Source organism: Levilactobacillus lanxiensis, from assembly GCF_016861655.1.
GTDB classification, from domain to species: domain Bacteria; phylum Bacillota; class Bacilli; order Lactobacillales; family Lactobacillaceae; genus Levilactobacillus; species Levilactobacillus lanxiensis.
The window spans coordinates 1-26,178 of the sequence record NZ_BOLN01000004.1; the positions used below are offsets into that span (position 1 = coordinate 1).

At 50.0% G+C, this 26,178-nt stretch carries 17 protein-coding genes, 4 tRNA genes and 1 rRNA gene; 20 read left to right on the plus strand and 2 right to left on the minus strand.

All coding sequences use genetic code 11. The features are described 5' to 3' along the window. Window positions 1–129 precede the first annotated feature (129 nt). From rrf to JUF22_RS05670, 16 genes are all read left to right on the plus strand, one after another. A 5S ribosomal RNA gene (rrf, locus tag JUF22_RS05595) occupies window positions 130–246 on the plus strand. Between the two features lie 6 nt (window positions 247–252). Then, a tRNA-Asn gene (locus JUF22_RS05600) sits at window positions 253–325 on the plus strand. A gap of 29 nt (window positions 326–354) precedes the next feature. Continuing rightward, a tRNA-Thr gene (locus JUF22_RS05605) sits at window positions 355–427 on the plus strand. Between the two features lie 267 nt (window positions 428–694). Continuing rightward, entirely contained in the window at window positions 695–1,015 is a 321-nt protein-coding gene (locus tag JUF22_RS05610; protein WP_203644349.1) for a PTS sugar transporter subunit IIB, read from the plus strand. 381 nt (window positions 1,016–1,396) lie between these two features. Then, window positions 1,397–2,881: a peptide MFS transporter gene (locus JUF22_RS05615; protein WP_203644351.1), complete on the plus strand. Its 1,485-nt coding sequence runs from the start codon at window positions 1,397–1,399 to the stop codon at window positions 2,879–2,881. Window positions 2,882–2,974: 93 nt separating this feature from the next. Beyond that, on the plus strand, window positions 2,975–3,775 hold the full coding sequence (locus JUF22_RS05620; RefSeq protein WP_203644927.1) for a metallophosphoesterase: 801 nt from the start codon (window positions 2,975–2,977) through the stop codon (window positions 3,773–3,775). Window positions 3,776–3,857: 82 nt separating this feature from the next. Further along, a tRNA-Tyr gene (locus tag JUF22_RS05625) sits at window positions 3,858–3,940 on the plus strand. Between the two features lie 10 nt (window positions 3,941–3,950). Beyond that, window positions 3,951–4,022 (plus strand) — tRNA-Gln (locus JUF22_RS05630). A gap of 356 nt (window positions 4,023–4,378) precedes the next feature. Further along, a complete protein-coding gene (locus tag JUF22_RS13835) occupies window positions 4,379–8,110 on the plus strand; it encodes a leucine-rich repeat domain-containing protein (RefSeq protein ID WP_203644353.1) in 3,732 nt (1,243 codons plus the stop codon). A gap of 377 nt (window positions 8,111–8,487) precedes the next feature. Next, the gene (locus JUF22_RS05640; protein WP_203644358.1) at window positions 8,488–11,349 is read left to right on the plus strand and encodes a leucine-rich repeat domain-containing protein; all 2,862 of its coding nucleotides are present in this window, start codon (window positions 8,488–8,490) and stop codon (window positions 11,347–11,349) included. Window positions 11,350–11,583: 234 nt separating this feature from the next. Then, window positions 11,584–14,166: a leucine-rich repeat protein gene (locus JUF22_RS05645; RefSeq protein ID WP_203644360.1), complete on the plus strand. Its 2,583-nt coding sequence runs from the start codon at window positions 11,584–11,586 to the stop codon at window positions 14,164–14,166. A gap of 230 nt (window positions 14,167–14,396) precedes the next feature. Next, window positions 14,397–16,361 carry a S9 family peptidase gene (locus tag JUF22_RS05650; RefSeq protein ID WP_203644362.1) on the plus strand — a complete coding sequence of 655 codons (1,965 nt, stop codon included), beginning with the start codon at window positions 14,397–14,399 and terminating at the stop codon, window positions 16,359–16,361. A gap of 3 nt (window positions 16,362–16,364) precedes the next feature. Next, window positions 16,365–17,168 (plus strand): pyrroline-5-carboxylate reductase, encoded by an 804-nt coding sequence (gene proC, locus JUF22_RS05655; RefSeq protein ID WP_203644364.1) that lies wholly within the window; start codon window positions 16,365–16,367, stop codon window positions 17,166–17,168. A gap of 723 nt (window positions 17,169–17,891) precedes the next feature. Then, the gene (gene nagA, locus JUF22_RS05660) at window positions 17,892–19,034 is read left to right on the plus strand and encodes an N-acetylglucosamine-6-phosphate deacetylase (protein WP_203644371.1); all 1,143 of its coding nucleotides are present in this window, start codon (window positions 17,892–17,894) and stop codon (window positions 19,032–19,034) included. A 35-nt stretch (window positions 19,035–19,069) separates the two neighbouring features. Continuing rightward, window positions 19,070–19,771, plus strand: a complete 702-nt coding sequence (locus JUF22_RS05665) for a GntR family transcriptional regulator (RefSeq protein WP_125765636.1) — start codon at window positions 19,070–19,072, stop codon at window positions 19,769–19,771. An 84-nt stretch (window positions 19,772–19,855) separates the two neighbouring features. Then, the gene (locus JUF22_RS05670) at window positions 19,856–20,362 is read left to right on the plus strand and encodes a GNAT family N-acetyltransferase (RefSeq protein ID WP_203644374.1); all 507 of its coding nucleotides are present in this window, start codon (window positions 19,856–19,858) and stop codon (window positions 20,360–20,362) included. On the opposite strand, the gene JUF22_RS05675 is transcribed toward JUF22_RS05670, so the two are convergent. Both JUF22_RS05675 and JUF22_RS05680 read right to left on the minus strand, forming a co-directional pair. Next, window positions 20,301–21,044: a WecB/TagA/CpsF family glycosyltransferase gene (locus JUF22_RS05675; protein WP_203644376.1), complete on the minus strand. Its 744-nt coding sequence runs from the start codon at window positions 21,042–21,044 to the stop codon at window positions 20,301–20,303. The two genes, JUF22_RS05670 and JUF22_RS05675, sit on opposite strands and share 62 nt — an antisense overlap. A gap of 211 nt (window positions 21,045–21,255) precedes the next feature. Next, the gene (locus tag JUF22_RS05680; RefSeq protein WP_203644378.1) at window positions 21,256–22,509 is read right to left on the minus strand and encodes an RNA-guided endonuclease InsQ/TnpB family protein; all 1,254 of its coding nucleotides are present in this window, start codon (window positions 22,507–22,509) and stop codon (window positions 21,256–21,258) included. Between the two features lie 96 nt (window positions 22,510–22,605). Here JUF22_RS05680 and tnpA point away from each other — a divergent pair, with 96 nt between their 5' ends. The 4 genes from tnpA (at window position 22,606) to JUF22_RS05700 (ending at window position 25,958) form a co-directional block, all read left to right on the plus strand. Further along, window positions 22,606–23,025 (plus strand): IS200/IS605 family transposase, encoded by a 420-nt coding sequence (gene tnpA / locus JUF22_RS05685; protein ID WP_203644387.1) that lies wholly within the window; start codon window positions 22,606–22,608, stop codon window positions 23,023–23,025. A 152-nt stretch (window positions 23,026–23,177) separates the two neighbouring features. Then, the gene (locus tag JUF22_RS05690) at window positions 23,178–24,644 is read left to right on the plus strand and encodes a nicotinate phosphoribosyltransferase (protein ID WP_203644389.1); all 1,467 of its coding nucleotides are present in this window, start codon (window positions 23,178–23,180) and stop codon (window positions 24,642–24,644) included. A 30-nt stretch (window positions 24,645–24,674) separates the two neighbouring features. Beyond that, the gene (gene nadE / locus JUF22_RS05695; RefSeq protein ID WP_203644396.1) at window positions 24,675–25,505 is read left to right on the plus strand and encodes an NAD(+) synthase; all 831 of its coding nucleotides are present in this window, start codon (window positions 24,675–24,677) and stop codon (window positions 25,503–25,505) included. 18 nt (window positions 25,506–25,523) lie between these two features. Next, on the plus strand, window positions 25,524–25,958 hold the full coding sequence (locus JUF22_RS05700) for a hypothetical protein (protein ID WP_203644398.1): 435 nt from the start codon (window positions 25,524–25,526) through the stop codon (window positions 25,956–25,958). Window positions 25,959–26,178 lie beyond the last annotated feature (220 nt).

A 26,178-nucleotide genomic window follows, 5' to 3' on the forward strand; every position in this document is an offset into this window, starting at 1 on the left:
GCAGCGTTGTGAGACGTGAAGCGGACCAGTACTAATCGGTCGAGGACTTAACCAAGTTGAAAAACGTGGTGTTCTCTATAGAAAATAATTTGATGATATCTAGTTTTGAGGGAATAAGTTCTCTTATAGTGTAGTGGCGATAGCCTGAAGGATACACCCGTTCCCATGCCGAACACGGAAGTTAAGCTTCAGCACGCCGATAGTAGTTGGGGGATCGCCCCCTGCGAGGATAGGACGTTGCTACGCGATTATTCCGGCATAGCTCAGTTGGTAGAGCACCTGACTGTTAATCAGGTTGTCGACGGTTCGAGCCCGCCTGCCGGAGTCGGGTTAACCTGGTTAGCCAGTTGATATGCCGGCTTAGCTCAGCTGGTAGAGCATCGGTATCGTAAACCGAGGGTCGGGGATTCGAATTCCTCAGCCGGCATCAAAGTAGTCGTTGGTCGTAGACCAGCGGCTTTTTTTGTGCTTTCATAAAATGAATAGCCAATTGAAAGCCAAAATGTCATTAACCTGTATTACACAATTGGTATAGTCATCTGAAAATAATTGGTATAGAACTAAGAATGCCGGTTTGAAGCTGATTAGGATAATAAATTAAATATTGATTTATTTGATAAACCTATTGTGGTCTACTCATGAAAGTGCTATCCTATATTTATCGAATAGAGATACGAAAAAGGGAGAGGTCATCATGAAAAACGTCTTATTATTATCCGGAAATGAAAATTCAAGTCATTTATTTTTAGGTGAAGCCAAACGAACTGCAGAAACTCGGCAAGCACCGTTGTGCTTTAAGGCGGCTGTGATGGCTGACTTGACTCCTGAACTGTTGGCAGAGCAAGACTTGATCCTGTTAGCCCCACAAACGGCTAACGCTGCTGATACGGCGGCCATGAATACCCAGGTCCCAACCGTTGATATTCCTAACGACATCTATGGCTGGTTAAACGGTCAGGCCTTGGTTAAGTTTGCTTGTGGCAAATTAAACTTAGTACCAGCTGCTGCCATCTAAATTAGAATTCCGCGTGGGACGCCTTGTGAATCTGCAGGGCGTCTTTTTTTATGTCGACTGAACACCTTATTAGGGGCACAGAGGGTAATTAAAACGAATTTTATACATAAATTTCTTAATATTTTGAATGAGGCGGAAATGAATAAAAAATAAGAAGATTGCATGAGACGACTAATAATTTCATCATTGTTTTTTGTCGGACGCCAAAGGAATGAAGACGTTTTTATTCGGAAAACCGTTGCGTAACGGGAGTTCGTGCAGTATAATTACTACTATGTTTTATTAGAGGTCTATGAGACACCGTCGCCATCAGTTTTTACGATGTGCATTGCGGAAAATAAAATTATTCATTTTCAGAAATGCAATGGAGGTATTATCGTTTTGAATAACAAACCAGAACCAAGCACCACTACCGACCGAACATTCTTCGGTCAACCGCGTGGGTTATCAACGCTGTTCTTCACTGAAATGTGGGAACGGTTCAGTTACTACGGTATGCGGGCTATCCTGATCTACTACATGTACTACTCAGTGACTAAGGGTGGGTTAGGCTTTAGCCAAGCAACCGCTGCGTCCGTGATGTCTATTTACGGATCCATGGTTTACTTGTCCTCAGTTCTTGGGGGCTACATGAGTGACCGTGTCTGGGGAAGTCGGAAGACCGTCTTCATCGGTGGTGTCCTGATTATGTTCGGGCACATTGCCTTGTCTGTGCCGGCCGGTTCCATGGCGCTCTTCATCTCAATCCTCTTGATTGTCTTGGGGACTGGGCTGTTGAAGCCTAACGTTTCCGAAATGGTTGGGGGACTTTACGATGAGGGCGATACGCGGCGTGATGCTGGGTTCACCATCTTCGTCTTCGGGATTAACCTGGGGTCCTTGGTCGCACCGCTCTTAGTTGGGTGGTTAGGCCTGAAATACAACTTCCATTTAGGGTTCTCCTTGGCCGCTATTGGGATGTTCTTGGGTCTGGTTCAATACTGGATCGGTGGGAAGAAGTACTTGAGTAAGGATAGCCTTTACCCAACCGACCCACTGGAACCCGGTGACATGAAGAAGCTGACCGTTCGTGGGACCATTGGTTTGGTTGCTTTCGCATTGGTCATCATCTTGATGTACCTCTTAGGTTCACTGAACTTAAACAACTTCGTGCTCTTATTATCCGTTATCGCGATTGCTGCACCAGTCGTTTACTTCACTATTTTCTTAACGAGTAAAAAAGTTACCAGCACTGAACGGAAGCACGTGTGGGCTTACTTAGGCCTGTTCATCGCTGCCATGATCTTCTGGGCAATTGAAGAACAAGGGTCATCTGTGTTGGCCTTATTCGCTGCCAACCAGACGAACAACCATTTCTTAGGCATCCACATTTTGCCATCTTGGTACCAAATGTTAAACCCATTGTTCATCTTGATCTACACGCCATTCTTCGCTGCAATGTGGAACCGTTGGGGTAAGAAACAACCTAGCTCACCAGCCAAGTTTGCAACTGGGATGCTGTTCGCTGGGGCTTCTTACCTGATCATGGTGATTCCCGTTGTCATGTTCGGGACGGACGCCCGGGTCAGTCCGCTTTGGTTAGTTGGTAGCTGGGCAGTTGTTGAAATTGCCGAACTGTTGATTTCACCAATCGGATTGTCCGTGACGACCAAGTTAGCACCAAAGGCGTTCCAATCTCAAATGATGAGTATGTGGTTCTTAGCCGATGCTGCTGGACAAGCCGTTAACGCGCAAATCGTTAAGTTATACACGCCAGAAAACGAAGCAGCTTACTTCATGGGCGTGGCCATCGTGGCCATCGTCGCTGGGCTGATTATGTTTGCCCTGGTTAAACCAATTAAGAACTTAATGGCCGGAATTAAATAATTTGTTTCTGGCGAAAAAGTGCTACTCTATGATGGAGTGGCATTTTTTGTGCGGCTATATTTGAAAGGGGGCGACGACGTGGTTAAGGTGGCCATGATCAGTGACTTACATTTAGACATCAACCAGCAGGACGCAGAGGCCGTTGCCCAACAGCAGGCGGCGTACCTGACCCAACGGAACGTGGGACTGTATTTAATCGCCGGTGACGTGACCAATTACTTTAGCCAGTCGCTAGCCTTCGTCACCCGGCTACAGGCGTTGTTGGCGCCAGCCAAGGTGCGATTTATTGCGGGGAACCATGACATGTTACACGACATCACGTACGCGGGCTTAGAATCGTCGCAGACGCCCGTTTACTTCCATCGTGGGTCTTTAGACCTTCCGGGGACTAACTGGCGGGTAATCGGCAATAATGGCTGGTATGATTATCAATTTGCTAATAACTTGGTCGGACGGAATTTCTTGAGCTGGAAGCGAGCCTTTTGGATCGACAGTACCATTGTGCAGCCTCAAAGTGACCCGGAACGGCTGAATCAGGTCGTGGAACAGATGACCGAGCAATTGATACAGGCACAGGTCGCCGGCAAACGGGTCCTGTTTATGACCCACTTTGTCCCGCGCCAGGACTATATCCGGTATACGGATGACAATCGTTTCTGGAACATGGCCAACGCCATGCTAGGGAGTCCGCGGATTGGGGCCGTTTTGGAAAAATATTCAGTGGCTGATACTTTATTCGGTCACGTCCACAGCCGCTTCGCCCCCGCAACCTTTGGGCCCACCACGTATTACAATCAAGCGGTGGGGTACCACAATCGGCGACTCAACGAGTGGTCCCAGCCCGATTTTTTTGTCGAATGGCAGCGTCAATTAAGGATTTTGAATTTAAAATAAAAAAAACTGCAAAAAAGTCTTGACGATTTATGCAGTTTTTTGTATGATAGTGTAGTTGATTCGTTACGACGATTCACGTTTTGGTGGGGTAGCGAAGTCTGGCTAAACGCGGCGGACTGTAAATCCGCTCCTTCGGGTTCGGTGGTTCGAATCCACTCCCCACCATTTTTATTATTGGGCTATAGCCAAGTGGTAAGGCAACAGGTTTTGATCCTGTCATGCGCTGGTTCGAACCCAGCTAGCCCAACTAAGGAACAGTCACGGTGTGTGACTGTTTTTTTTATACCTTCATTTATAATTCTAGATTAGGGCGCCCGAGGAATTTCTCGAGCGCCTTTTTGTGTATCCCGCGAAAATATTTTAAAATTGGACATTTTTGGGCGGTCGTCCTGTAAATGAATCAGTGGCTAGACAAAAACGTGAGAAAACCGGTGCACTAATCCGGGTTCTGGCGGCGCCAACTGGGTATAGAACATGGCACCAGCAAATTATAGGGACAATCGTTACCCCAGTTTTCAATTTATCAGCGCTGACAAATAGTTCGTGGGGTGTTAGGATAATCTTAAAAGGGGCAGTCGGTGCTCGTGAAAGGGGTGGCAGTTGATGTTTAAGGAAAAATGGCAACATCGTAGTCAAGTTCAGCGGCCTAGTTGTCGGTGGATCTATGCCGGTGTCACCCTAGTGAGCCTAGGGGCAGGGGTCATGCTTGTCACGACGCCGGTCTTTGCGGATACTCGTGAGACGGCTACCGGCGATGGCACGCCCCAAACGGAGAACGTGATGTCCACCCAAACAACGAGTTCGGTCACGCCGGCTGATGTGTCGCAGTCTGGACAACTGGAGACCGGTACTAGTACTGGTTCCACTCAGAAAGGCACTGGGACGTCAGACGAGAAGGCGACACCGGAAGATCCGGCTAAACCCGTGACACCGAGTCCTGAACCGACAACGAAAACGGCACCAACGACTGGGACGATACCAGAGACGCCCGCGACAACTGATACGCCGACGCGGACGACGGTGACCTCCAAGCTAACAGTTTCGACTGAGAAAACAACCACGGCAATCAAGCCATCGTTTCGAGCGGCTCGTTATTTACTAGCGAGAGGCGCGGCGCAACCAACGGGGCAAGACGAGCCGGCGACTGAAGATTCAGCGACCACGACACCCAATAGCACACCTGCGGGCGATGTGCCGACAGCGCCAGCCACAACGGCAGCGGTGACCACGACTTCTGACGCCGACACGCAGTCTGCCTTGGCCTACACGTTAAATGACGGCAAGGACGGCTATGTGGTGACGGGCTTTGCCAATCAGACGCACGGCACGCAGATTACGATTCCGGATACCTATTTAAACTTGCCGGTCACAGAGATTGCTGCGAATGCCTTTAATGGGGCCGGACTGACGGATGTGACGTTGGGGCAGAACCTACAGGTCATTTGGGACCATGCATTTGCGAATAACCAATTAAAAACGATTAAATTTACGAGTGGCATCTGGTCCGTGGGGGCCGGAGCGTTTGCCAATAACGACTTGGTGACGGTTGATCTGGGGAACCTGCAGCAGATCAACACTGGCGCCTTTCAGAGTAATCAGCTTCAGCAGTTAGTTCTTCCCGATTCGGTGACTAGTATTGCGGATGATGCCTTTGAAAATAATACGATTCAGTCTTTGACATTGAGTCAAAAGGTCGTCTCGATTGGGACGGCGGCATTTGCGAATAACCAGATTCAGGGACACCTGGTGTTACCTGAGACGCTGACCGCGCTGGGGGTTCAAGCCTTTGCCAATAATCAACTGACTGGGCTGACCTTAGACGCCGGTCTGAACCTATTGAACACCGGCGTTTTTGCCAATAACCAACTGACCGGTACGTTAACGATTCCCGCGACCATCACCAGTATTGGGGATGACGCCTTCGATATGAATCAACTGACTGGATTGAAGCTGGATGACAGCGTGACGTCGATTGGGACGGCCGCGTTTGCCCATAATCGAATAGCTGGGTCACTTAACTTACCAGCCAGCCTGACGTACCTGGGGGACCAAGCCTTCTGGGATAATCAGCTGGGTAGCGTGACGTTGAATGACAAATTGACGGAGATTGGGCCACAAACGTTTGCCGATAATCAGCTGACGGGTACCCTGAATCTCCCCGACAGCATCTTAAACGTGGGGACGGCGGCCTTTGCCAATAACCAACTGACCGGTTTGACCGGTGGGACCAAGCTAAACACGATTGAAAAATATGCTTTTTATGGGAATAAATTGACCGGGACGCTGGCGTTATCGGATGAGCTAACGAGTATTGCCGAGTCTGCCTTTGCCGGTGGGAACCAACTGACCGGTTTGACCGGTGGGACCAAGCTAAAAACGATTGAAAAGTATGCCTTCTATGGGAATAAATTGACCAGGACGCTGGCGTTATCGGATGAGCTAACGAGTATTGGCGAGTCTGCCTTTGCCGGCGGGAACCAACTGACCGGTTTGACCGGTGGGACCAAGCTAAAAACGATTGAAAAGTATGCCTTCTATGGGAATAAATTGACCAGGACGCTGGCGTTATCGGATGAGCTAACGAGTATTGGCGAGTCTGCCTTTGCCGGCGGGAACCAACTGACCGGTTTGACCGGTGGGACCAAGCTAAAAACGATTGAAAAGTATGCCTTCTATGGGAATAAATTGACTGGGACACTGACGTTGTCGGATGAGCTGACGAGTATTGCCGAGTCTGCCTTTGCCGGTGGGAACCAATTGACGCGCCTTGAGCTGGGGACGGCCCCGTTGTCAACGATTGAAACCAATGCGTTTGCCAATAATAACTTAACGGGTGTTCTGAATTTTCCAGATACGCTGACCAACATCGGAGCTGATGCATTCGTGAATAACCAATTGACCGGTTTGACCTTTGGAACCGGCTTGGTGACCGTTGATGATGAAGCGTTTGAACATAATCAACTAAGTGGGACCCTGACGCTGGGCGATAACGTTCATGATGTTGGGAAATATGCGTTTGCTTATAACAAGCTGGCTGACCTCGAAATGGGGTCGGACATGAACAGTCTGGAAAATTATTCGTTTGCTTATAATAGCTTGCAGAAAATCAATGCTAGCCGTCAGATTGGGACGATTGGCGACTATGCCTTTGCTGGTCAGAAACTGTTGAAGGCGGGAGTCACTGAGGCTACGGTTATGAATCAAGCTGGTCAGATGACAACGGTTGTTTCTGGCGTAAAAAAGGCTATCCGGGACGAATTGGGGATGGCCAACCTTGATATCGCGGGGCTCACGTTTATTTTCACCGATAATCAACAAAAATTAGTGTACGATGTAGGGACAGATACGCTGACCCTGCCAATCGTTCCAGATAAGGCAGATACAAGCGAGGTACCAGACTGGATGCAGAGCGGAAATATTGTGTTGAGTCTGACCACTGAGAGTGTAGATACTGGTAGCTACGGGGTCGAAAACCTCATGCTGAGCCTGGACCGGTGGGTGACGGCGGCCGTCGACATTCCTAGTAACCTGAAGGATGAAGGCATGAGAGACCTGGTAGTCTACTATCACGCAGATAAAGTGGCTGATCAGACGGCGGAGATTGGTGGACAGGAGATTCAGGTTAAGGTGCCTAATATCCCGGATTATACCGCTGACAAACAGACGATTCGCGCAATTGCTAATGTTGATGGGACAATTAGTCCACTGGAATCCGTTATCTATACCAACCAGAAAAGCGGATCCGGTAAGGATAGTGAGCCGACAACCGGTAATCAGCCAAGTACGCCAGGCGGCACTGACAAGCCAACCACCCCTGTAACGCCAGTTAACCCGGGAAATACGCCCGGTGGTGATTCGGCCGTGACGCCAACGACGCCCGTTATCACGCCGACAACGGGTGGCGATAAGGCCATTCCTTATCCACATAACTTTGACGGTGGAAAATCGCAGACAAAGAAGGGTTCGGACACACATCAGACTGGTGTCGTTTCACCGAAGTTGGCCATTGACGGGCCAAACTGGCAACTGAAACGCGTCGTGCCGCAACGCTTGACGACAACCGCTATCCGGCAACGGGGCACCATGCGGACAACAGTCGCTACGCCAGGGTATCGGGTTAACTCGCAGTTTGAGGTTGACCAGGTTACCCGGACAGAGCAGCAGTCTTCAGCTGACTTGCAAGCCACAAATCCAGCACGGACGTCGGCGTCAGCTGATAACCAACAGGCGTTGCCACAAACCAATGAACACGCAACCGGTTGGCAGTGGCTAGGGACGATGTTGCTGGTCGGATTGAGTTGGTTAGGGTTAGCTCACAAGCGAAATCACAATTAAATTTAACGTTATACCAGTACGATTGACACGCTTTCTGTGTGTTGACCGTACTTTTTTGTGAATTTTTTTAATTTTCAGAAAAAAGTTTTTTCACCACACTTCTCTGGTTGTGTCACGAGATTGCTCTGAAGTGATTCGGTTGTGCTCAAGTAAATAAGCAAAGTCACTAATTGTGGTAGGTGTGGGGAAAAATTGTTTTGATAATAAATATCTGCATATAGCGGTAATCGTTATCCCCCTTGGCAATTAAGTCACACTGGTGTTTTGGTTAAGTCGTGATAGTATGAATATCATAGAATATTTTGCATAAGCAACTAATGCGAAACGGAACGGTCTATAAACTAATCACTCAAGGACACCAGCGAAGGGAAGATAGTATGCGGAACAATAAGGATAGGGGAGAACAACTTACTCCTACACACAGTAAGTGGCTGTTCGTTAGTCTGACGATTGCGGCACTAAGTACAGGAATCGCAATTGGCAGTGAGACGGCTAACGCTGATACAGAACCCGCGACTTCCCAAATTAGTGAGGAATCGGCTCAGAATGATGTTGATTCAGCTGTGAAGACACCAAAAGTAGAAGTTGCCGATACAGCGAAAGGTGAAAGTTCTGACGCTGGTTCGGATAATCAGTTAGATGTTGAAAAAGATGAGACTAGTTCCAACCAGTTAGACAATGAAGAAAGTAACGGTGAAGACACGATTGATGAGGATGAAGAAAAGTCTGAGGATGAGACCGAAGATGAGACTGCAGAACCTGTCAGTCCAGCAGATACGCCTGATGAAACGGTGACACCCGCTCCAACGAATGAGCAAACCGAAAAATCTGATTTTACCTTTCACCAAACTAGTGAGAACACAGTTGAAGTGACCGGGTATACGGGTGCGGCACAGCAACAGGCTGATGGATCAGCACCAGTTTCAGGTTATAGTACCGAGATTACGATTCCAGATATGTATGAGGGTAAGTATGTTTCTGGTATTGCAGATAATGCGTTTAACAATGATGGCTCGGCTAATGATCACCTAACGATTGTTCCTGCATTGACCAAGGTGACCCTGGGGAAGAACTTAAATTACATTGGTCAGAATGCCTTTGCCAACAATGCGTTAACATCTTTGACGTTGCAGGGAGCCACCTGGATCAACATCAAGGCAGGTGCCTTTAAAAATAATGAATTGACTAACGTTGAATTGAACGGTGCCGTTCAAATTGAACAGGACGCGTTTAAGGGAAACCAGTTGACGACGTTAGTCTTGCCAGATACGGTGAACGCTATCGGCGCATCAGCATTTGAAAATAACCAGCTGACTGAATTGACGTTGAGTGCAGCACTGGAAAGTATTGGGACTTCAGCCTTTGCCAATAACAAAATTGCTGGGGCGCTGATTTTACCAGCAAAATTAACGACGTTAGGCGAGTATGCATTTGCGGATAATCGCTTAACGTCAGTGACCCTTAATCAGGTGTTAACTGATTTGAACACGGGAACTTTTGCCAATAATCAGTTAACCGGACTATTAACCATTCCAGACAATATTGTTCGGATTGGGGATAGTGCTTTTAGCAACGACAAAAAGCAGGGGGCTGGCTTGACCGCGCTCCATTTGGGAACCGGCGTCCAGTACATTGGGAATCGGGCGTTCACTGATAATGCACTGACAAACTTAGAAATTCCTGATACGACAGATAAAGTTAGTGTTGGGGATGAGGCGTTCAGCGGTAATCAGCTACAGACGCTCAAGCTGGGGAAAAATGTCAGCACAATTGGAAATTCTGCGTTTGCGGACAATCAGTTAACGGGGACGCTTAGTGTTCCTGATGCGGTTGAGAAAATTGGCAATCGTGCTTTCATTGGTAATCAGTTGACCGGGCTGAAGTTAGGTAGTCAGATTACCTCGATTGGTGATTTTGCCTTTGCGAATAATCAGTTGGGTGGTACGCTTATCTTGCCTGAAAAGGTTAGTCTAGTGGGCGAATCAGCTTTCGAAAACAATTTATTGACGGGACTACAGGTAGTCAATAAAGAGGCCTCTATCGGTGCGAATGCCTTTGCCCAAAATGCGTTGGAAAAAATTAATTCAGCGGACATGACCTGGTCAAACGCAGTTAATGCCTTCAGTAATCAGAAAGCATTAACACTAGCAAATGTGCCAATGTCAACAACGTCAGCCCACAATGTTAAGGCACTTTTAGTTAAACAACTTAACATGAAGCCTAGTGATATTGGGGAGTTAACGTTTACCCTGAGTGACGGAACTAGTTTGAAATATGATGAAACGACTGATAGTTTGTTGCTGCCCCAAGGGTTTGACACCAGTCATGATGGTAATTTGACGGTTACGCTCACAACGAACGCGGCATTTACTGGTCAGCTGGGCTTTCAGGCCCTGACGCTGGATCTACGGGTATGGACTTTTTCGGGCCAGGTTGACATACCAGTTGCTATCAAAAATATTAATAGCAAGTACATCTTTAAGAGTATTTGGTCTGCTGTGATTAGCGGTCAGGTAGGCTCAACGCAATTGGTTGATGCGCCAGTGATGGCTGGCTATCGGATTCTTAATCCGGATACGCAGCAGGACATAACCACTTTTACCGCCATCTTTGGTCCCGACAAGGTAACGACGCGAGATACAATCGAGTATTTGCAAGTTGCACCTGATGACAACAATTCAGGGGAGACGACATCCACAAAGGAAACGGAACCGGTTGACCCTGAAACGGGCGAGACTGTAACGCCGCACCCGGGGGGCGAGGCTGAAACGACAACGTCGAATACAACTGGCAATACGCCAGATAAGTTATCCGACAAAACAGTGACTGATGGAACAACTAACACGTTAGGTGAATCAGCCAATTATCAAATTAACCAGGAGCAGGAAAAACAAGTACAGGCACAAAAAGCGTGGGTGCAAGTTCAATATCGGTTAGCAAACGCACCGGTGGGACAACCGGGCAAGCGGACACATGCCGCTTATATTTCTGTTCAACCGAAGATACAACACCCAGATTGGACAAGTCGCCAGGCAGGGGTACCGGCTGACTCAGTTGTTGGCAACGGCTCAATGACTGAACCGGCATCGACCCAACACATGGGGCAAGCTAAGATGGTCATGACGGCAACATCACTGCCTCAAACGAACGAGCAAACCAGTCAGTGGCACTGGCTAGGGGCCATTGGATTGCTGGCTGCCAGCTGGCTGGGATTCACGAAGAAAAAACAAGATGATTAATAGCAACGCTGAAATGGGACAGATTCCAACGAATTTGACCCATTTTTTTCAGGAGAGGATGGGGTTCCAACGACAAAATTAATGACGGAAAACCGGCCGTTGACGGCTGGACAGAAGAAATGGTTGTCAACCGGTCTAACGGTGATCAGTTTAAGTGCAGGGTTGGCGTTGAATGCCAACATCCTCAAGGCACAGGCGGCAGACCAACCGACAACGGCCGCCAGCAGCAGTTCGGTGACCGCGGTTACCTCTAGTGAGCCGACGACCGCTGACACAGCGGATAAGACTAAGGAATCTACAGCAACAGAAACGGACGACACCAAGACCACCGAGAAGCAGTCAGTGGGGGATGAAGACGCCGAAAAGGACCAGTCGACGGGGACTGATGAACAGTCTGATGACAAAGTGCAGGTGGATACGGAATCACAGACCGATGGGAAAGAAAAGACGCCGGCTGAACCTGTAGCGCCACAGAATCAGGGGTCATCGTCATCTGAACTAAACGATGATGAGAAGACGACCGGGAGTGGTGAGAAAATTTCGGAACAGCCCGACCAGTCTGAGGTGGTCAAGCCCACTCAACCGTACCAGGTGAAGACGGCAGATAACGATAAAAAGCAGACGGTACCACCCGTAGAAACGACGGATGAGAAGACTGACCAGCGGAAGTTTGTAGTGGCTGACAGCCAATTGTTTAGTTCGCGGTTGTTTTTGTCACGCATGAATGTACCTATGGCTGCGAGTCTGATGGCTGATACAGTCGATACACCGAGTGAGACGCCGACTACTGAGACGGATGATAATGGATTAGTTTATCAGAAAGCCGCAAATGGTGATTCGTATACTATTATCGGTTATACAGGAAGTAGTTCAGAGGTTACCATTCCAGATACTTTTGGTAGTGGATGGACATGGGTGACGGCGATTGGTGATAATGCTTTTGCCGGTAAAGGATTAACGAGTGTGACTTTTGGTGCGCATATTACCTCAATTGGTAATGGTGCGTTTCAAGACAACAGTCTCACTAGTGTTACTTTGCCTGACAAATTAGGTGTGCTAGGAAAACAAGCATTTGAGCGTAACATGTTAAAGAGCATTACATTTGGGGAAAATACTACTGCTTGGGATATTAGTGACGAGGCTTTTGCTGATAACTGGTTAACGAGTATAAAGTTACCTGAGTCAATTACAACGATTGGTCAAGGGGCATTTATTGGTAATAAGATAGCTGACGTTTCATTTGATACCCAGCTTACGACTATTGGGGAAAATGCTTTTGCAAAAGAATCATTGACAAACTTAAATTTATTCAGTGATAACCCTAAGGGACTAGCTATTAAAACGTCGGCCTTTGCTGATAACCCGACCTTAACAAACTTAACTATAGGTACTGGTGTTATAAGCATTGGTGATAGAGCTTTTAGTAACGATTATATTAGCAATAAGTTAGAGCTTCCGGACTCGTTGCAGGCAATTGGTGAGTCGTCTTTCCAAGGAAACCAAATAACTGATGTGAAATTTGGTAGTAGGATTACTTCAATCGGAGACTATGCATTTGCCGATAATCCATTTAATGTAACGGATGATAATGAGAATGCCTTGATTATCCCCGATAGTGTAACTAACATTGGAGCATATGCATTTAGTCGTAGTAATGACAACAATCCTAAGGAACAAATACCTAAAGTGAAATTAGGCAAGTCAGTGAAAACTATTGGAGTTTCGGCATTTAAGGGTGTCGGATTGGCTGATACGCTTTCAATTCCTGATAGTGTCACTACAATAGGTGAAAGTGCCTTTGCAGACAATGACCTAACTAACCTAGAGTTAGGCTCAGGGGTCGGTCAAGGTGTTGACGAAAATAGCATTGGTGATTGGGCGTTCTCTGGGAATGATTTGCAAACAATCGTAACAGCCGGTGAGTTGACTAAAAAATCGTTAGGGGACAATGCTTTTGCGCAGCAACAACATCTGGGCCCCATCGCTGTTGAAGTCAATGGTAACAAGTTAATTGGAATCAGAGCAGCTATTGAAAGTCAATTGAATTCTGAAAATTCTAATCCTGATCAGTATATCAAGTTGCTTAAGCTCATGAGTTTTACGTTTAACAATAAACCAGTGACGTATGATTTTCTTACGGACACATTAACATTGCCCACAGAATCAAGTACATTAACATTGCCGCAAAAATACACAGAATCAAGTATTGAATTGACCCTTACTTCTGGGCAAACAGGAACTAGTACGGATCATTCTGGAAATTATGGCGTGGAGAATCTGACATTAACCTGGACGCCACAATCCAGCGGCTCTGGTACCAGCACCACCACGCCAGATACACCAACGACCCCAACAGATTCTGAAACTCCGGTAACCCCAGGCACATCGACGCCAACGACGTCCACGACGCCCAAGAACAAGAAGTCTAAATCCAAGTCGCCAAAGACGAAGCACCCAAAGACCAAGTCCAACAAAACAACGTCCAAGCAGCCTGTAGGGAAGCCAACGCGGCGAACAGCCACGCAGTATCCTGCCCAGGCGCAAGGACACCAGGTAACCGCAACCACTCGGCGGCCACAATCGCTGAGCTGGCATCAGCTCACAACGACGCGTGCAAACGGGACTTCGACCCCCACAACCGGCTGGCACTACAGCCAAGCTCAAGGTATCTGGGTGCGGTCCGCTGGCACGCTATCGCGAGCCACCTCGGCGACGTTGCCGCAAACTCGGGAACAACCCGCTACCGGCTGGCAACTGGTCGGCCTAGCCCTCTTATCTGGTCTCAGCTGGTTCGGGTTACGGCGGAGACATAACTAAATACGCAATTCAAATAGGACTGTGATTCTCGTTGCAGTCCTATTTCGTGTACCAGTAATTACTTAGCTAACCAACCTGAATGAGCGATCATTTGGCAGTCAAACGGTTCACCCCAGCAATATCTCTGGAATCACCCGAAAAAATTGACATTCACCCCTAACTTCGCTAAAGTCAAACTAATAATTGCTCCAGACCATTTGTGTATTTGATAGAGAAAGTGGGGTCTTATGATGGCAACAATCGTGAAACCGGAAGACCTGTTCGCCTTGCGTCCGCTGGCTCAACCAGTGAGTGATGGGCAGCGGGTGTACTACGTGGAGAGTCAACTAGACCAGCAGAAGAATGCCAGTCAAGCCGCCATTTATTCCGTCCAACTGGCGGATGGCAGTGATCGCCGGCGGTGGAGTCCGGCCGATGTGAGCGTCAACGAACTGGCACTAAGTCCGAGTCACCGCTATTTATCCTTCAGTGGCGTGGTCAATGAGCACGCCCAATTGTTCCTGGTCCCGCTCAACGGTGGGGCGCCGGAACAGATCACGCGCGGGGATGCCGACATCAGCCAGCTGACCTGGGAAGCCAACACCGACGTGCTCTACTTTCAAACGACGACCGGCGCCAAGCAACCGGCAAAGGATGCGCTCCCTAGCGTCCAGGTCGTCGACAAATTACAATACAAAATGAACGGCCGCGGCCTCTTACCACAAGGCCTGACGTATCAATGTATTCGCTACCAGTGTGCCAGCCGCGACCAATCCGTCGTGCTCGAACGCACGGACCCCTTTACCGTGACCGCAGCCAACGACCAGGGCCTCTTATTCTCAACGGAACGCCTGCCCGAAGACGAACACGATTTCAGCGAGGGCGTTTACTGGCATCCCTTCGATGGGACGGCCGACCGGCTCTTAAATGAAAAGCTGCCCGCGGGGTCTTTCGGCCAGGGACAGCTAGATGAAGACGGCCAACACGTGTTGATGTGGGGCCAGGACAATCACATCCCCAACGTCTCGCAATTTCACGCGTGGCTGGGCAACCTCACGACCGGCGAATTGACCGACCTGACTGCACCGCGCGACGTGGAGGTCGGTGACATGCTGGCCATCGACAGCCAACAGCGACAATCCGGCCAGTTTGTGGCTTGGCTGACGCACAACACCTTTTTAACTTTGGAAAATGAACACGGGCGGTTAAGCCTGGTCAGTCAAAGCCTTGACGGCGATGCGCAACCGCGGACGTTGTTGGGTGGCGACCGGGCTATCACGGACTTTAGCGTGGTCGACCCGCAGACCATCGTCTTCACCGAGTCGACCATGACCAGTGTGAGCCGGTTAAAGGCCCTTAACGTCGCCACAGGCGAGGAACGGGAGCTGATTAACCCCAATGCCGTCTACGAGGCCAAACACGCTCTGGTGGCCGGTCAACGCTTCACCTTCAAGGGGGCGGCCGACTGGGACATCGAGGGCTGGTATTTCCCACCCGTTACGCCAGCGCCCCAACATCCCGCCGTGCTCTACGTTCATGGGGGACCGCAAGTCGACTTCGGCTACGGCTTCTACCATGAGCTACAATTTCTCGCGGGCCAAGGGTATGGCGTCATCACCATCAATCCGCGTGGTGGCAACAGTTACGGCCAGGACTTTGAGACGGCCGTCATCGGCCATTATGGCGAGGGCGACTTCGAGGACCTGATGCTGGGGACCGACGCGGCGCTGAAATTAGACCCGACGATTGACCCCAAGCAACTGTGCGTCACCGGTGGGTCTTACGGTGGCTTCATGACCAACTGGATTGAGACCCACACCAACCGCTTCGCCGCGGCCGTTACGCAACGCTCCATTTCCAATTGGATCAGTTTCTACGGCACCAGCGATATCGGCTACTTTTTCACGCCATGGGAGCTCAAGCAGGACATGCACAACATCGACGTGCTCTGGAAATTCTCGCCACTGGCCTACGTGCAAGACGCCACGACACCTATTCTGGTGCTCCACGGCGAGGAAGACCTGCGTTGTCCGACCACGCAAGGTGAGGAGTTCTTCGTCGGCCTAAAGGAAGCCGGGGTGGAAACACAATTGGTCCTGTTCCCGAAATCTAATCACGAACTATCCCGTTCTGGTCTGCCCAACCTGCGGATCGAACGGTTGAATCGCATCAATCAGTGGTTCCAAGACCACTTACCAGCTAAGGAGGAAGGTTAAGTTATGAAAATTGGATTTATCGGCGTCGGCGGCATGGCCCAAGCCATTATCGGCGGACTGCTCAAGGCGAAAACGTTTGCCCCTAGCGACATCATCGTGCACAGTCATCGGCTTGAAAGCTATGGCCCTTATGCAAAAGCCCACGGCCTCCAAACAGCGGCCAGCAACGCGGATGTTGCGGCGGCTAGCGACCTGGTCGTCTTAGCCGTAACTCCCAACGTGGCCAGCGACGTGCTCCAGGAAATCGAAGCACAACTGGTTGACGGCCAAAAGACGTTGATCTCCATCGTTGCCGGGCTATCCCTGGCGAATATGGCCAACGTAGTGGGCGAGAACGTGCCAATTTTACGGACGCTGCCCAATGTGAACGTTGAGGTGGGTGCGGGGATGACCGCGGTGGCCGCCAACGCGCATTTGACCGGGGATGACCTGGCCGCAGCGTTACGCGTGTTCAACACGATTGGCTCCACGACGACGTTAGCCGAAGACCAATTCGGCGTCTTCAGCGCGCTGGCCGGGAGTTCACCAGCCTACATCGACTTCTTCATCGACAGCCTGAGCCGCGCCGGAGTCAAGTATGGCTTAAGCAAGGACCAGGCCACAAAGATTGCGGCTCAAGCGACTTTAGGCTCCGCTAAAATGGTTTTGGAAAGCGACAAAATTCCATTTGCCCTGATCGACCAAGTCGCCTCACCAGGTGGCAGTACGGTGGCCGGGTTACTGGCGATGGAAGAGGCTGGGCTGATGACGGCGGTGGTCAAGGGAATCGACGCCACCATCAAGCGCGACGCCGGCGGTCCAGCTTAAAGCACCTTTGCGTGTTGTGTTGGTCGTTCGTTCCCGGCGGCGGGCTCAAGGCGCCCTGCTGTGGGGCCGGTTCCAGCCTGAAGGGCGGGCTTCCACCTCGACTTTGAGCCTGAGAAGCGGTCTCAAAGGTCGTCCTATGCTCTAAGCTGAGTGAGAAACCTCAGCTAAGACCATCGACACAGCTGGGCACCTTGGCCCGCCTCTGGTCACTTAGACGGGTTTGGTGCTTTGTGCGTGGCCGATTAGCTGGTGTGTTTTGAGTGAATCAACAACGTTGATAGATGAATTAGCTGCAAGTGTTCTTAGTCACTATCAGATAGCGCCGTTAGTTTGTGGTAAGAATCATGCATGCCACCAAGGACCCAGACGACGGCAATACACGATGTTAGTCGGTTAGTTTGGCTGGGGTTCGGAGCCGGAGACAGACAAAATGGGACCCGCTGTGTCAGTGGTGTTAGACCGGGGGACTTTTCCCGGCCTTACAGCACGGGACGAGCTTGGAGACGCTGGTTTTTGCGGCTTCAAGTCGAGCCGTAGGACCGCTCCTCAGGCCGAAGGCGGTCCCCATAGCGGGTCACGTTTTGGCGGTCGCAGGCGGAGAACCCCAGCCAAAACCATAACAGAATAAATATCGCGTTTTGCAGTCTGGTGAGTTGCCTTTTTGGTCTATACCGATTATAATAACAGTGTTGACTGAAGGTATAATTGATGAGGAGGAGACTCATGAGTATTGTTTTAAAGCACGCGAAGATTTACACCGGTGACGAGGTTATTCCAGACGGGTTTATTCGTTTTGATCGTGAAATTGAAGCGGTTGGTCCCGTGGCTGATTTTCGACCATTGCCTGCCGATGAAATCCACGTGGTGACTGGCAAGACGATTGTTCCCGGATTTATTGACGTTCATAGCCATGGGGGCTACGGATATGATAGTATGGATGGGGACCCCGACCAAATTGATAAGATGGTTAACTTGATGTCCTTAGAAGGAATCACGTCCATCTTCCCAACCACGATGACCCAGTCTAACGAAGCCATTGACCACGCCATGCAAGGGATTGCGGTAGCCGCTGAACGGAATCCGTTGATTCAAGGCGTCCATTTGGAAGGGCCATTTATTGCGGCCATTTTCAAAGGAGCTCAGCCAGAAAAGTACATCAAGGATCCCGACGTTGCGCTGTTAGACCGCTGGAACAAGCTGTCCGGTGGTCGGGTCAAACTGATTACCTACGCGCCAGAAGACGACGGGGCCAAGAAGTTTGAAACCTACTGCTTAGCCAACGGCATCGTGCCATCTGTGGGGCATTCTAACGCCACGCGGGAACAATTATTGGAAAGCCGGGCCACCCATGTGACCCACTTGTACAACGCACAACGGGGCTTGCGGCACCGTGAACCCGGGGTTACCGGTCACGCCATGCTGGAAGACAGCCTGTTCTGTGAAATTATTTGTGATGGGTTCCACATCGTGCCCGACATGATCAAGTTGGCTTACGAGCAAAAGGGCCAACACCGGTTGGAACTAGTGACCGATTCCATGCGGGCCAAGGGTATGCCAGAAGGCGTCAGTGAACTGGGTGGCCAAAAGGTGATCGTCAAGGACCGTCAAGCGCGGCTCGAGAGCGGTAACCTGGCTGGCTCCGTGCTCCGTTACGATGAAGCCTTCCGCAACGTCATTGCCTTCACCGGCTGTGACGTCAACGAAGCCGTGCAAATGAGTGCTGTGAACCAGGCCGAAGAGTTCGGCTTGACACAGAAGGGTAAACTGGAAGTAGGCCGCGATGCCGACTTAAACCTGTTGACTCGTGACCTGCACGTGGACACGACCTTCAGTTTGGGCCGGAATATGCAGGAATTAGTTAAATAAAAATGTAGTTATTTTGAGAAGGGACGTTGGGTGCTGTGAGTTCACCGATTTATATTCAAATTCATAATGACATTAAACGTGCAATTGAAGCCGGAAAATGGGCGGTAGGCGATCGAATTCCGTCCGAACGGGAGCTGTCTCGTGATTTTGATGTGAGTCGGATGACGCTCCGTCAGGCCATTCAAACACTGGTGGATGAAGGAATCTTGGAACGCCAAGTGGGTTCTGGAACTTACGTGGCCAATCAAAAGGTTCAAGAAAAGATGTCCGGGGTGACCAGTTTTACCGATCTAATGTTGACCCAGGGCAAGCAACCCACCAGCAAGACCATTTCGTATCACGTGATGAATCCATCCTTGAGTGAGGCCGAAAAGCTGAAGCTCAACGAGGATGATCAGGTGCTGCGGATGGAACGGATTCGCTACGGCGACGATGTCCCAATTTGTTTTGAAGTGGCCACCGTACCAGAAAAATTGGTCGACGGCTTGAACAAGAAGGAAGTCACGAGCTCACTGTACCGGGCCTTGGAAGATAAGAAAAAGTTGAATCCAGGTAAGGCCCAACAGACCGTCTCGGCCATGTCCGCCTCAGAACGGATTGCGGAATACCTGAATATCAAGCGGGGCGACGCTATTTTACGGTTGCGTCAGGTGACCTATCTGCAGGATGGCACACCGTTTGAATATGTTCGGACGCAATACGTCGGCGAACGCTTTGAATTTTATTTGGAAAAATAAGCTAGGAATGCGAAAAGTGCCTCACAAAGGTTAGCTGGAATGCTAACGCGTTTGTGAGGCACTTGTTGTAAGCGGGGTGATGTGATGGTCACAATTCGATTGGCCCGAGCCGATGATGATTTTCAGGCGGTCGCCCAACTTTACTGGACCGTTTGGCAGGACACCTATCGTGGTCTGTTGCCGGCAGAATTCTTGGCCGAGCTAACACCGGCGACTTGGCATCCCGAACGGCACTGGCGTCGTCAGTTACTAGCGTTTGATGACCAACACCAGTTAGTGGGGACCTGTGCCTTTGGTCCGGCCCGCGATGCCCAGTTTGCTGGGTGGGGCGAGATCAATTCCATCTATCTGTTGCCAACGGTGCAGCACCAGGGGCTTGGCCGCCAATTGATGCAGCGAGCCATGACCGCCCTGCAGGCGCAAGCGTTTGACCGCCTCGTCCTGTGGGTGCTGGTGACTAATGAGCCGGCGCGTCAGTTTTACCAGCGCTGTGGCTTCGTGGCCACGGCCCGCGTGAAGACCCAGGGGCCTATCCGCGAGGTAGCGTACGTTTGGCCTGCTGCCGCACGAGGTGCAGGTAGCGGGGAATGACCGCGATCCGCTTGAGACGCTTGGGTTCCTTCAGGGTCCGGTAGAACCATTCCAAATGGTGGTCTTGCCAGAACTTGGGTGCCCGAATCACGGCGCCGGCCAGAACGTCAAAACTACCGCCGACCCCCATCCAGAGGCCCTTGGTCGTGTGCCGGTACTGGTGAATGAACTGTTCTTGCTTGGGAAAACCCAACGCAGCGAAGACCATGTCCGGTTGTTTGGCCGTGATGTCGGCGACGATGGGGGCTTCGTCCTGGAAGTAGCCATCGTGAATGCCGGCAACCTCTAAGCCCGGGTAGTCCCGCGCCAGAATCGGTTTGAGCTGGGCGATGACCTCGGGCTTGGCGCCTAGGAAATAGGCGGAGCGGTGCTGGTCACTGCCCCAGGTGAGCAGATCCTGTAAGGTATCGAACCCAGTGATGCGTTCGGGAAGGGGCTGCTTTAAAATTTTAGCCCCGTCCAGGATGCCGACCCCGTCCGGTGTGATGAAGTCTGCGCCTAAGATCAGGTCGCGGTAAGCCGCGTGTTCATGGGCGTACATCGCAATTTCCGGATTGGCGGTCACCACGAAGGTATTTTGCTGCTGGGTGATGCGCTGCTGTAAGACGGGTAGTAAGTCCGCCGCAGTGGTCTTGACGAAGGGTAAGTCAAGCACGGTGACGGTGGGAAATGTGGTTTGCATAGGGGGACTCCTCTCAAGATTGGTACGAGAGCGAATTAAGCCCCCGTTACCGCAGTCAACCACGCCCGTTTAAAAACGGACGCTTGTGAGAACCACACCCCATGGTATGGCGACCACAATTTGCTTAGATACAGCGCTAGCCTACGAATAGGACTTATCCGCTAATTACCAAAGCCTTTTAGGTCCGCAGGTTGCCAGACGGACTTGTTTCTTATAGGGTTGCTAACCCCTTGGCTAGAATATTTTTAGCCGCGTTATGGTCACGCACATGAAACGTCCCACAACTAGGACACGTCCATTCGCGGTCAGCTAACGTCAACTTATTCTTGCCGACCATGACATGTCCACAATGGCTACAAGTTTGTGTCGTATTACGGGGATTGATAGTCAAGAATTTTCTGCCATATAAGTCAGCTTTATAAGCCAACATACTCAGTAAAGTTCGCCAACCAACGTCTGAGATACTCATCGCCAAGGCGTGATTCCGCAACATATTTTTACTTCGCAGTTCTTCAGCTACGACTAAATCGTGGTTTTTGATCAAGGTCGTAGAGACGTGGTGTAGAAAGTTTTTACGTTGATTGGCAACTTTAAGTTGTAGCTTGGCTATTTGTAGCCGTTGCTTTTGATAATTCTTTGATTCCGATAACCGTCGTTGGCTCTTTTTAGCTCGTCTGGCCCGTCGTGACAGTTTCCGCTGAGCTTTAGCCAGCTTTCCTTTAATCATCCGGTAATAGCGCGGATTATCAATCACCTGTCCATTGGAATCTGTCAGGAAATTATCAAGATTCAAATCAATGCCGACTTTAGATTCAATCTCAGGCTGCTTAGCAACAAATGGATGTTCCGAGCCAATCTGCATGGACACAAAATAATGACCCACAGCGTCCATTGAAACCGTTGTCGTCCCGATTCTAATGTCATTAGCTCGGTTTAAAATCTTCGATGGAAGTCCTCTGAAACGGAGACGTCCCAGCTTGGGTAACCACAGATGGTGGGTATCAGTTAATCTGACGCTTCCATTACTCATAGTTGGTTCCAATACCTTGGCCCCATAGAGGCAGGACGTTTGATAAGTCTGCGTATAACCACGCTTATGAAACTTAGGCGTCCCCGCCTGATGAACCTGGCGGAATAGTTTCCAAGCAGTTTTGTAATTCTTGATAGCGTTGGCTTTCATCAAACTGTCAAAGTCTGGGTGATTGAGCCATCCATGAATATTGGAGATAGCAGTTGATGGCTTCTTCAGACGCTCAGTCAAATCAGCAATTCGCTTCAAAACAAGCGTGATTGGCGTTTTAACTTTTTTCAGCCAGAATAAATCGTTGTTCATCCCGTTCATTTCGTTATAAATGAAGCGACTCGCATCGCTGTTACGTTTGATCAGACGCTTCTGTTCGGTTGAAGGAAAAACACGGACCTTAACCCCATAATGATAAGGTAATTGTGCCATCGTTTTTGTCATAAACTGCCACCTCCTTTTGCTTGATAGTAAGCATATCATATGAGTATACTGTATCCATAGTAAGTTGTCTTATAATAATATTTATGGAGGTAACGTATGAGTAAAAGTAATGGCGGAGAAATCCACGAACGAGGCTATGTTTACAACTTTCATTTTCACCTGGTCTGGGTTACCAAGTATCGGCATGAAGCATTTACAACACCTAAGCTGGTCGCTGAAATGACCGACATTCTAACGAAGATAGCCCGACTGAACGAAGTGACCATTGAGCAGATGGAGGTAATGCCTGATTATATCCACTTACTACTAAGCTTTAAGCCCAAGTACGCGCCAACCAATGTTGTCAAAGCCTTCAAGGGCGGTTCGGCTCGCTTATTCTTTGAATTGCATCCAGAGCTAAAAGCTCAAAAGTCCTGGGGTGGGCATCTCTGGTCACCTAGTTACTTCATGAGTACCCTGGGTGATATGAGCAAGACGACCATGGAAAACTATATTGCTAATCAGCGAAAGGAATAGTAGCATTCATCTCTTGTTTGAAAGCAAGGGGATTCTGCCTAACTCATATTAAATAGTATGACGCTCTGTTTGTTTCATGCTAAAATAAACGTATTGAAATTAAAAATGAAACGTGATAATTCAGTTCGAAAACCAGCTAAGGAGTAGCTATTATGACGAATTTGTATCCTGACGACAGTATGACTCTGCATACGGATGCCTATCAGATCAATATGATTCAGACTTATTACGAACAAGGCATCGCTGACAAGCGCGCCGTCTTTGAAGTCTTTTTCCGAGACATGCCGTTTAAAAACGGTTACGCGGTATTTGCTGGCTTGGAACACATTGTTCATTATATCCAAAATCTACATTTTTCCCAAACAGATATTGATTACTTACGGGAAGCTGAAGATTATTCCGAAGATTTTCTAAACTATCTCGCCAATTTTAAATTCCGTGGCTCGATTCGTTCGGCCGTTGAAGGGGAACTGGTTTATGCCCACGAACCCTTGTTACAGGTCGAAGGGCCATTAGCTGATTGCCAATTGGTTGAAACGGCCATTTTGAACATCATCAATTATCAAACGCTGATTGCCACCAAGGCCGCGCGGATTCGTTCCGTGGCCGGCGATGACGCCCTGATGGAATTTGGGACGCGGCGGGCTCAGGAATTTGATGCCGCTATCTGGGGTACCCGGGCGGCCTTTATCGGTGGTTTCGATGCCACGTCTAACGTCCGTGCTGGCAAGATTTTTGGTATCCCGATTAGCGGGACCCACGCGCACGCCCTGGTCCAGACCTACGGCAACGATTACGATGCCTTCATGGCCTACGCCAAGACCCACCGCGACTGTGTCTTCCTGGTCGATACCTACGATACGTTACGCAGTGGGGTGCCCAACGCCATTAAGGTGGCCAAGGAACTCGGCGACCAGATCAATTTCCAAGGGGTCCGCATCGATTCCGGGGATATGGCCTACCTGTCCAAACGGGTTCGGCAAAAACTGGATGAAGCGGGCTTCCCGAACGCTAAGATTTACGCATCCAACGATCTGGATGAAAAGACGATTCAAAGTCTCAAGATGCAGGACGCCAAGATTGACGTCTGGGGGATTGGGACCAAGCTGATCACGGCCTTTGACCAACCCGCTCTGGGTGCCGTTTACAAGATGGTTGCCATCGAAGACGAGACTGGCAAGATGAAGGGAACCATCAAGCTGTCGAACAACGCTGAAAAGGTTACGACGCCGGGCAAGAAGCAGGTTTGGCGAATCACCAAGAAGGCGGATGGCAAGACCGAAGGGGATTACGTGGCCTTGGTCAACGAAGATCCGCGGAATGAAGACTCGCTGTTCATGTTCCATCCCAGCTTTACCTACATTAACAAGACCGTGAACGACTTTAATGCGCGACCCATTTTGCAAGATATCTTTGATCAGGGTGAACTGGTTTACAAGTTGCCGACCTTGTCGGCGGTGCGGGACCGGTGTCGTGGTGCCTTAGCGAACCTGTGGCCAGAGTACAAGCGGGACCTGAATCCACAAAAGTATCCCGTGGACCTGTCGCAAGATTGCTGGGACCACAAGATGGCCATCATCAAAGACATTCACAGTTACGTTCAAACCATGCCCGAGTAAGCCCGAGCAAATAAATTAGGGGGCAGAGTTATGCGTGCCATGCAAAAAGAAATTATTGCGGCGTTGAAGGTACAGCCCACCATTGATCCGGCGACTGAAGTTCGGCGGAGCGTGGACTTTTTAAAGAGCTACCTCCAACACTATGATTTTATGAAGACCTTAGTGTTAGGGATTTCTGGCGGCCAGGATTCAACCTTGGCCGGCATCCTGTGTGAACAGGCGGTCACGGAGCTACGCCAAGAGACCGGCGACAGCGACTACCGCTTCATTGCGGTGCGGTTGCCTTACGGCGAACAGGCCGATGAGGATGATGCCATGATGGCCATCGACTTCATGGGTGCCGACGAGGTGGAACGGGTAAACATTCAACCGGCTACCGACGCGATGGTGGCGGCCGTTTCAGCCAACCACGAAAACGTGAGTGACTTTAACAAAGGCAACATCAAGGCGCGGCAACGGATGATTGCCCAGTACGCGATTGCCGGGGTCCGCTCCGGTGCTGTTGTCGGGACGGATCACGCCGCGGAAGCCGTGACAGGGTTCTACACCAAATATGGGGATGGCGCCACGGATATTTGCCCAATTTGGCGGCTGGATAAGCGTCAGGGGGCGGCCATGTTGACCTACCTTGGTGCGCCGGAACACCTGTACAAGAAGATTCCAACGGCTGATTTGGAAGAAGACCGGCCAGCCTTGCCCGATGAGGCAGCGCTGGGCGTGCGTTACGAAGACATTGACGACTACCTGGAAGGCCGGACCGTCAGTGACACTGCGGCAGAACGCATCGAGAACTGGTACCGGAAGACCGCGCACAAGCGCCACTTACCGGTCAACGTTTACGATACATTCTGGCAAGACTAATTTGGAGGCACCAAGACTATGCAAAAAAATAATATGAACGGCTACATCAAGATTCTCTCGGGCGTGTTACAAACGACCGAAGAGGGTGCTGGCACCATGAATGATGATTTTGAAAAAATGCGCAACGCCATCGACAACGACACGGTCGGTGAGTTAAGCCAAGTCGACCTGCAAAAGGTTGCCGATAATTTCCAACGGGGAACCGACGCCTACGAAGACAACTTGAACAAGCTTGAACAGGCCAGTGTGCCCGTTCGCGTTTTGGGCAAGCACAAGTCCTTGGTGGCCGCTTACCGGACCTACACGGACGCTTGCCAATCCATGACGGACAGCATTGACGTGGAACACCAAGCAGTCAATGCTGACGCCTTCAACGCGGCAGAGTCCACGCAAGAAAATGCCATGGAAAAAGTCACGGCCGCAACACAACGGATCATGACGAGTCCCATGTAATGGCATTAAATGAAAGGGTCGCTTCACAGCTTGTGGGGTGACCTTTTTGCTTGCGGTAATTCATCGTGGCCGCTGGCTAGCATGGTATAATGGTGCAAGACAATGTCGTTCCCGACGGCGGATTCAAGGTGTCCCGCTGTGGGGAACGGCTCCAGCCGGGTTAAGCCATCGTTGACAGTGCCTCCGGGATGGTGAAAATGAGACCGGTTCGCTGTGGGCG

What these genes read in the sequence shown, in the direction of transcription:
- JUF22_RS05640 (WP_203644358.1), top strand. Translation starts at nt 8,488, where the DNA reads ATGCGGAACAATAAGGATAGGGGAGAACAACTTACTCCTACACACAGT.
- proC (WP_203644364.1), top strand. Translation starts at nt 16,365, where the DNA reads ATGAAAATTGGATTTATCGGCGTCGGCGGCATGGCCCAAGCCATTATC.
- tnpA (WP_203644387.1), top strand. Translation starts at nt 22,606, where the DNA reads ATGAGTAAAAGTAATGGCGGAGAAATCCACGAACGAGGCTATGTTTAC.
- JUF22_RS05690 (WP_203644389.1), top strand. Translation starts at nt 23,178, where the DNA reads ATGACGAATTTGTATCCTGACGACAGTATGACTCTGCATACGGATGCC.
- JUF22_RS13835 (WP_203644353.1), top strand. Translation starts at nt 4,379, where the DNA reads ATGTTTAAGGAAAAATGGCAACATCGTAGTCAAGTTCAGCGGCCTAGT.
- JUF22_RS05675 (WP_203644376.1), bottom strand. Translation starts at nt 21,044, where the DNA reads ATGCAAACCACATTTCCCACCGTCACCGTGCTTGACTTACCCTTCGTC.
- nadE (WP_203644396.1), top strand. Translation starts at nt 24,675, where the DNA reads ATGCGTGCCATGCAAAAAGAAATTATTGCGGCGTTGAAGGTACAGCCC.
- nagA (WP_203644371.1), top strand. Translation starts at nt 17,892, where the DNA reads ATGAGTATTGTTTTAAAGCACGCGAAGATTTACACCGGTGACGAGGTT.
- JUF22_RS05670 (WP_203644374.1), top strand. Translation starts at nt 19,856, where the DNA reads ATGGTCACAATTCGATTGGCCCGAGCCGATGATGATTTTCAGGCGGTC.
- JUF22_RS05700 (WP_203644398.1), top strand. Translation starts at nt 25,524, where the DNA reads ATGCAAAAAAATAATATGAACGGCTACATCAAGATTCTCTCGGGCGTG.
- JUF22_RS05610 (WP_203644349.1), top strand. Translation starts at nt 695, where the DNA reads ATGAAAAACGTCTTATTATTATCCGGAAATGAAAATTCAAGTCATTTA.
- JUF22_RS05680 (WP_203644378.1), bottom strand. Translation starts at nt 22,509, where the DNA reads ATGACAAAAACGATGGCACAATTACCTTATCATTATGGGGTTAAGGTC.
- JUF22_RS05620 (WP_203644927.1), top strand. Translation starts at nt 2,975, where the DNA reads ATGATCAGTGACTTACATTTAGACATCAACCAGCAGGACGCAGAGGCC.
- JUF22_RS05650 (WP_203644362.1), top strand. Translation starts at nt 14,397, where the DNA reads ATGGCAACAATCGTGAAACCGGAAGACCTGTTCGCCTTGCGTCCGCTG.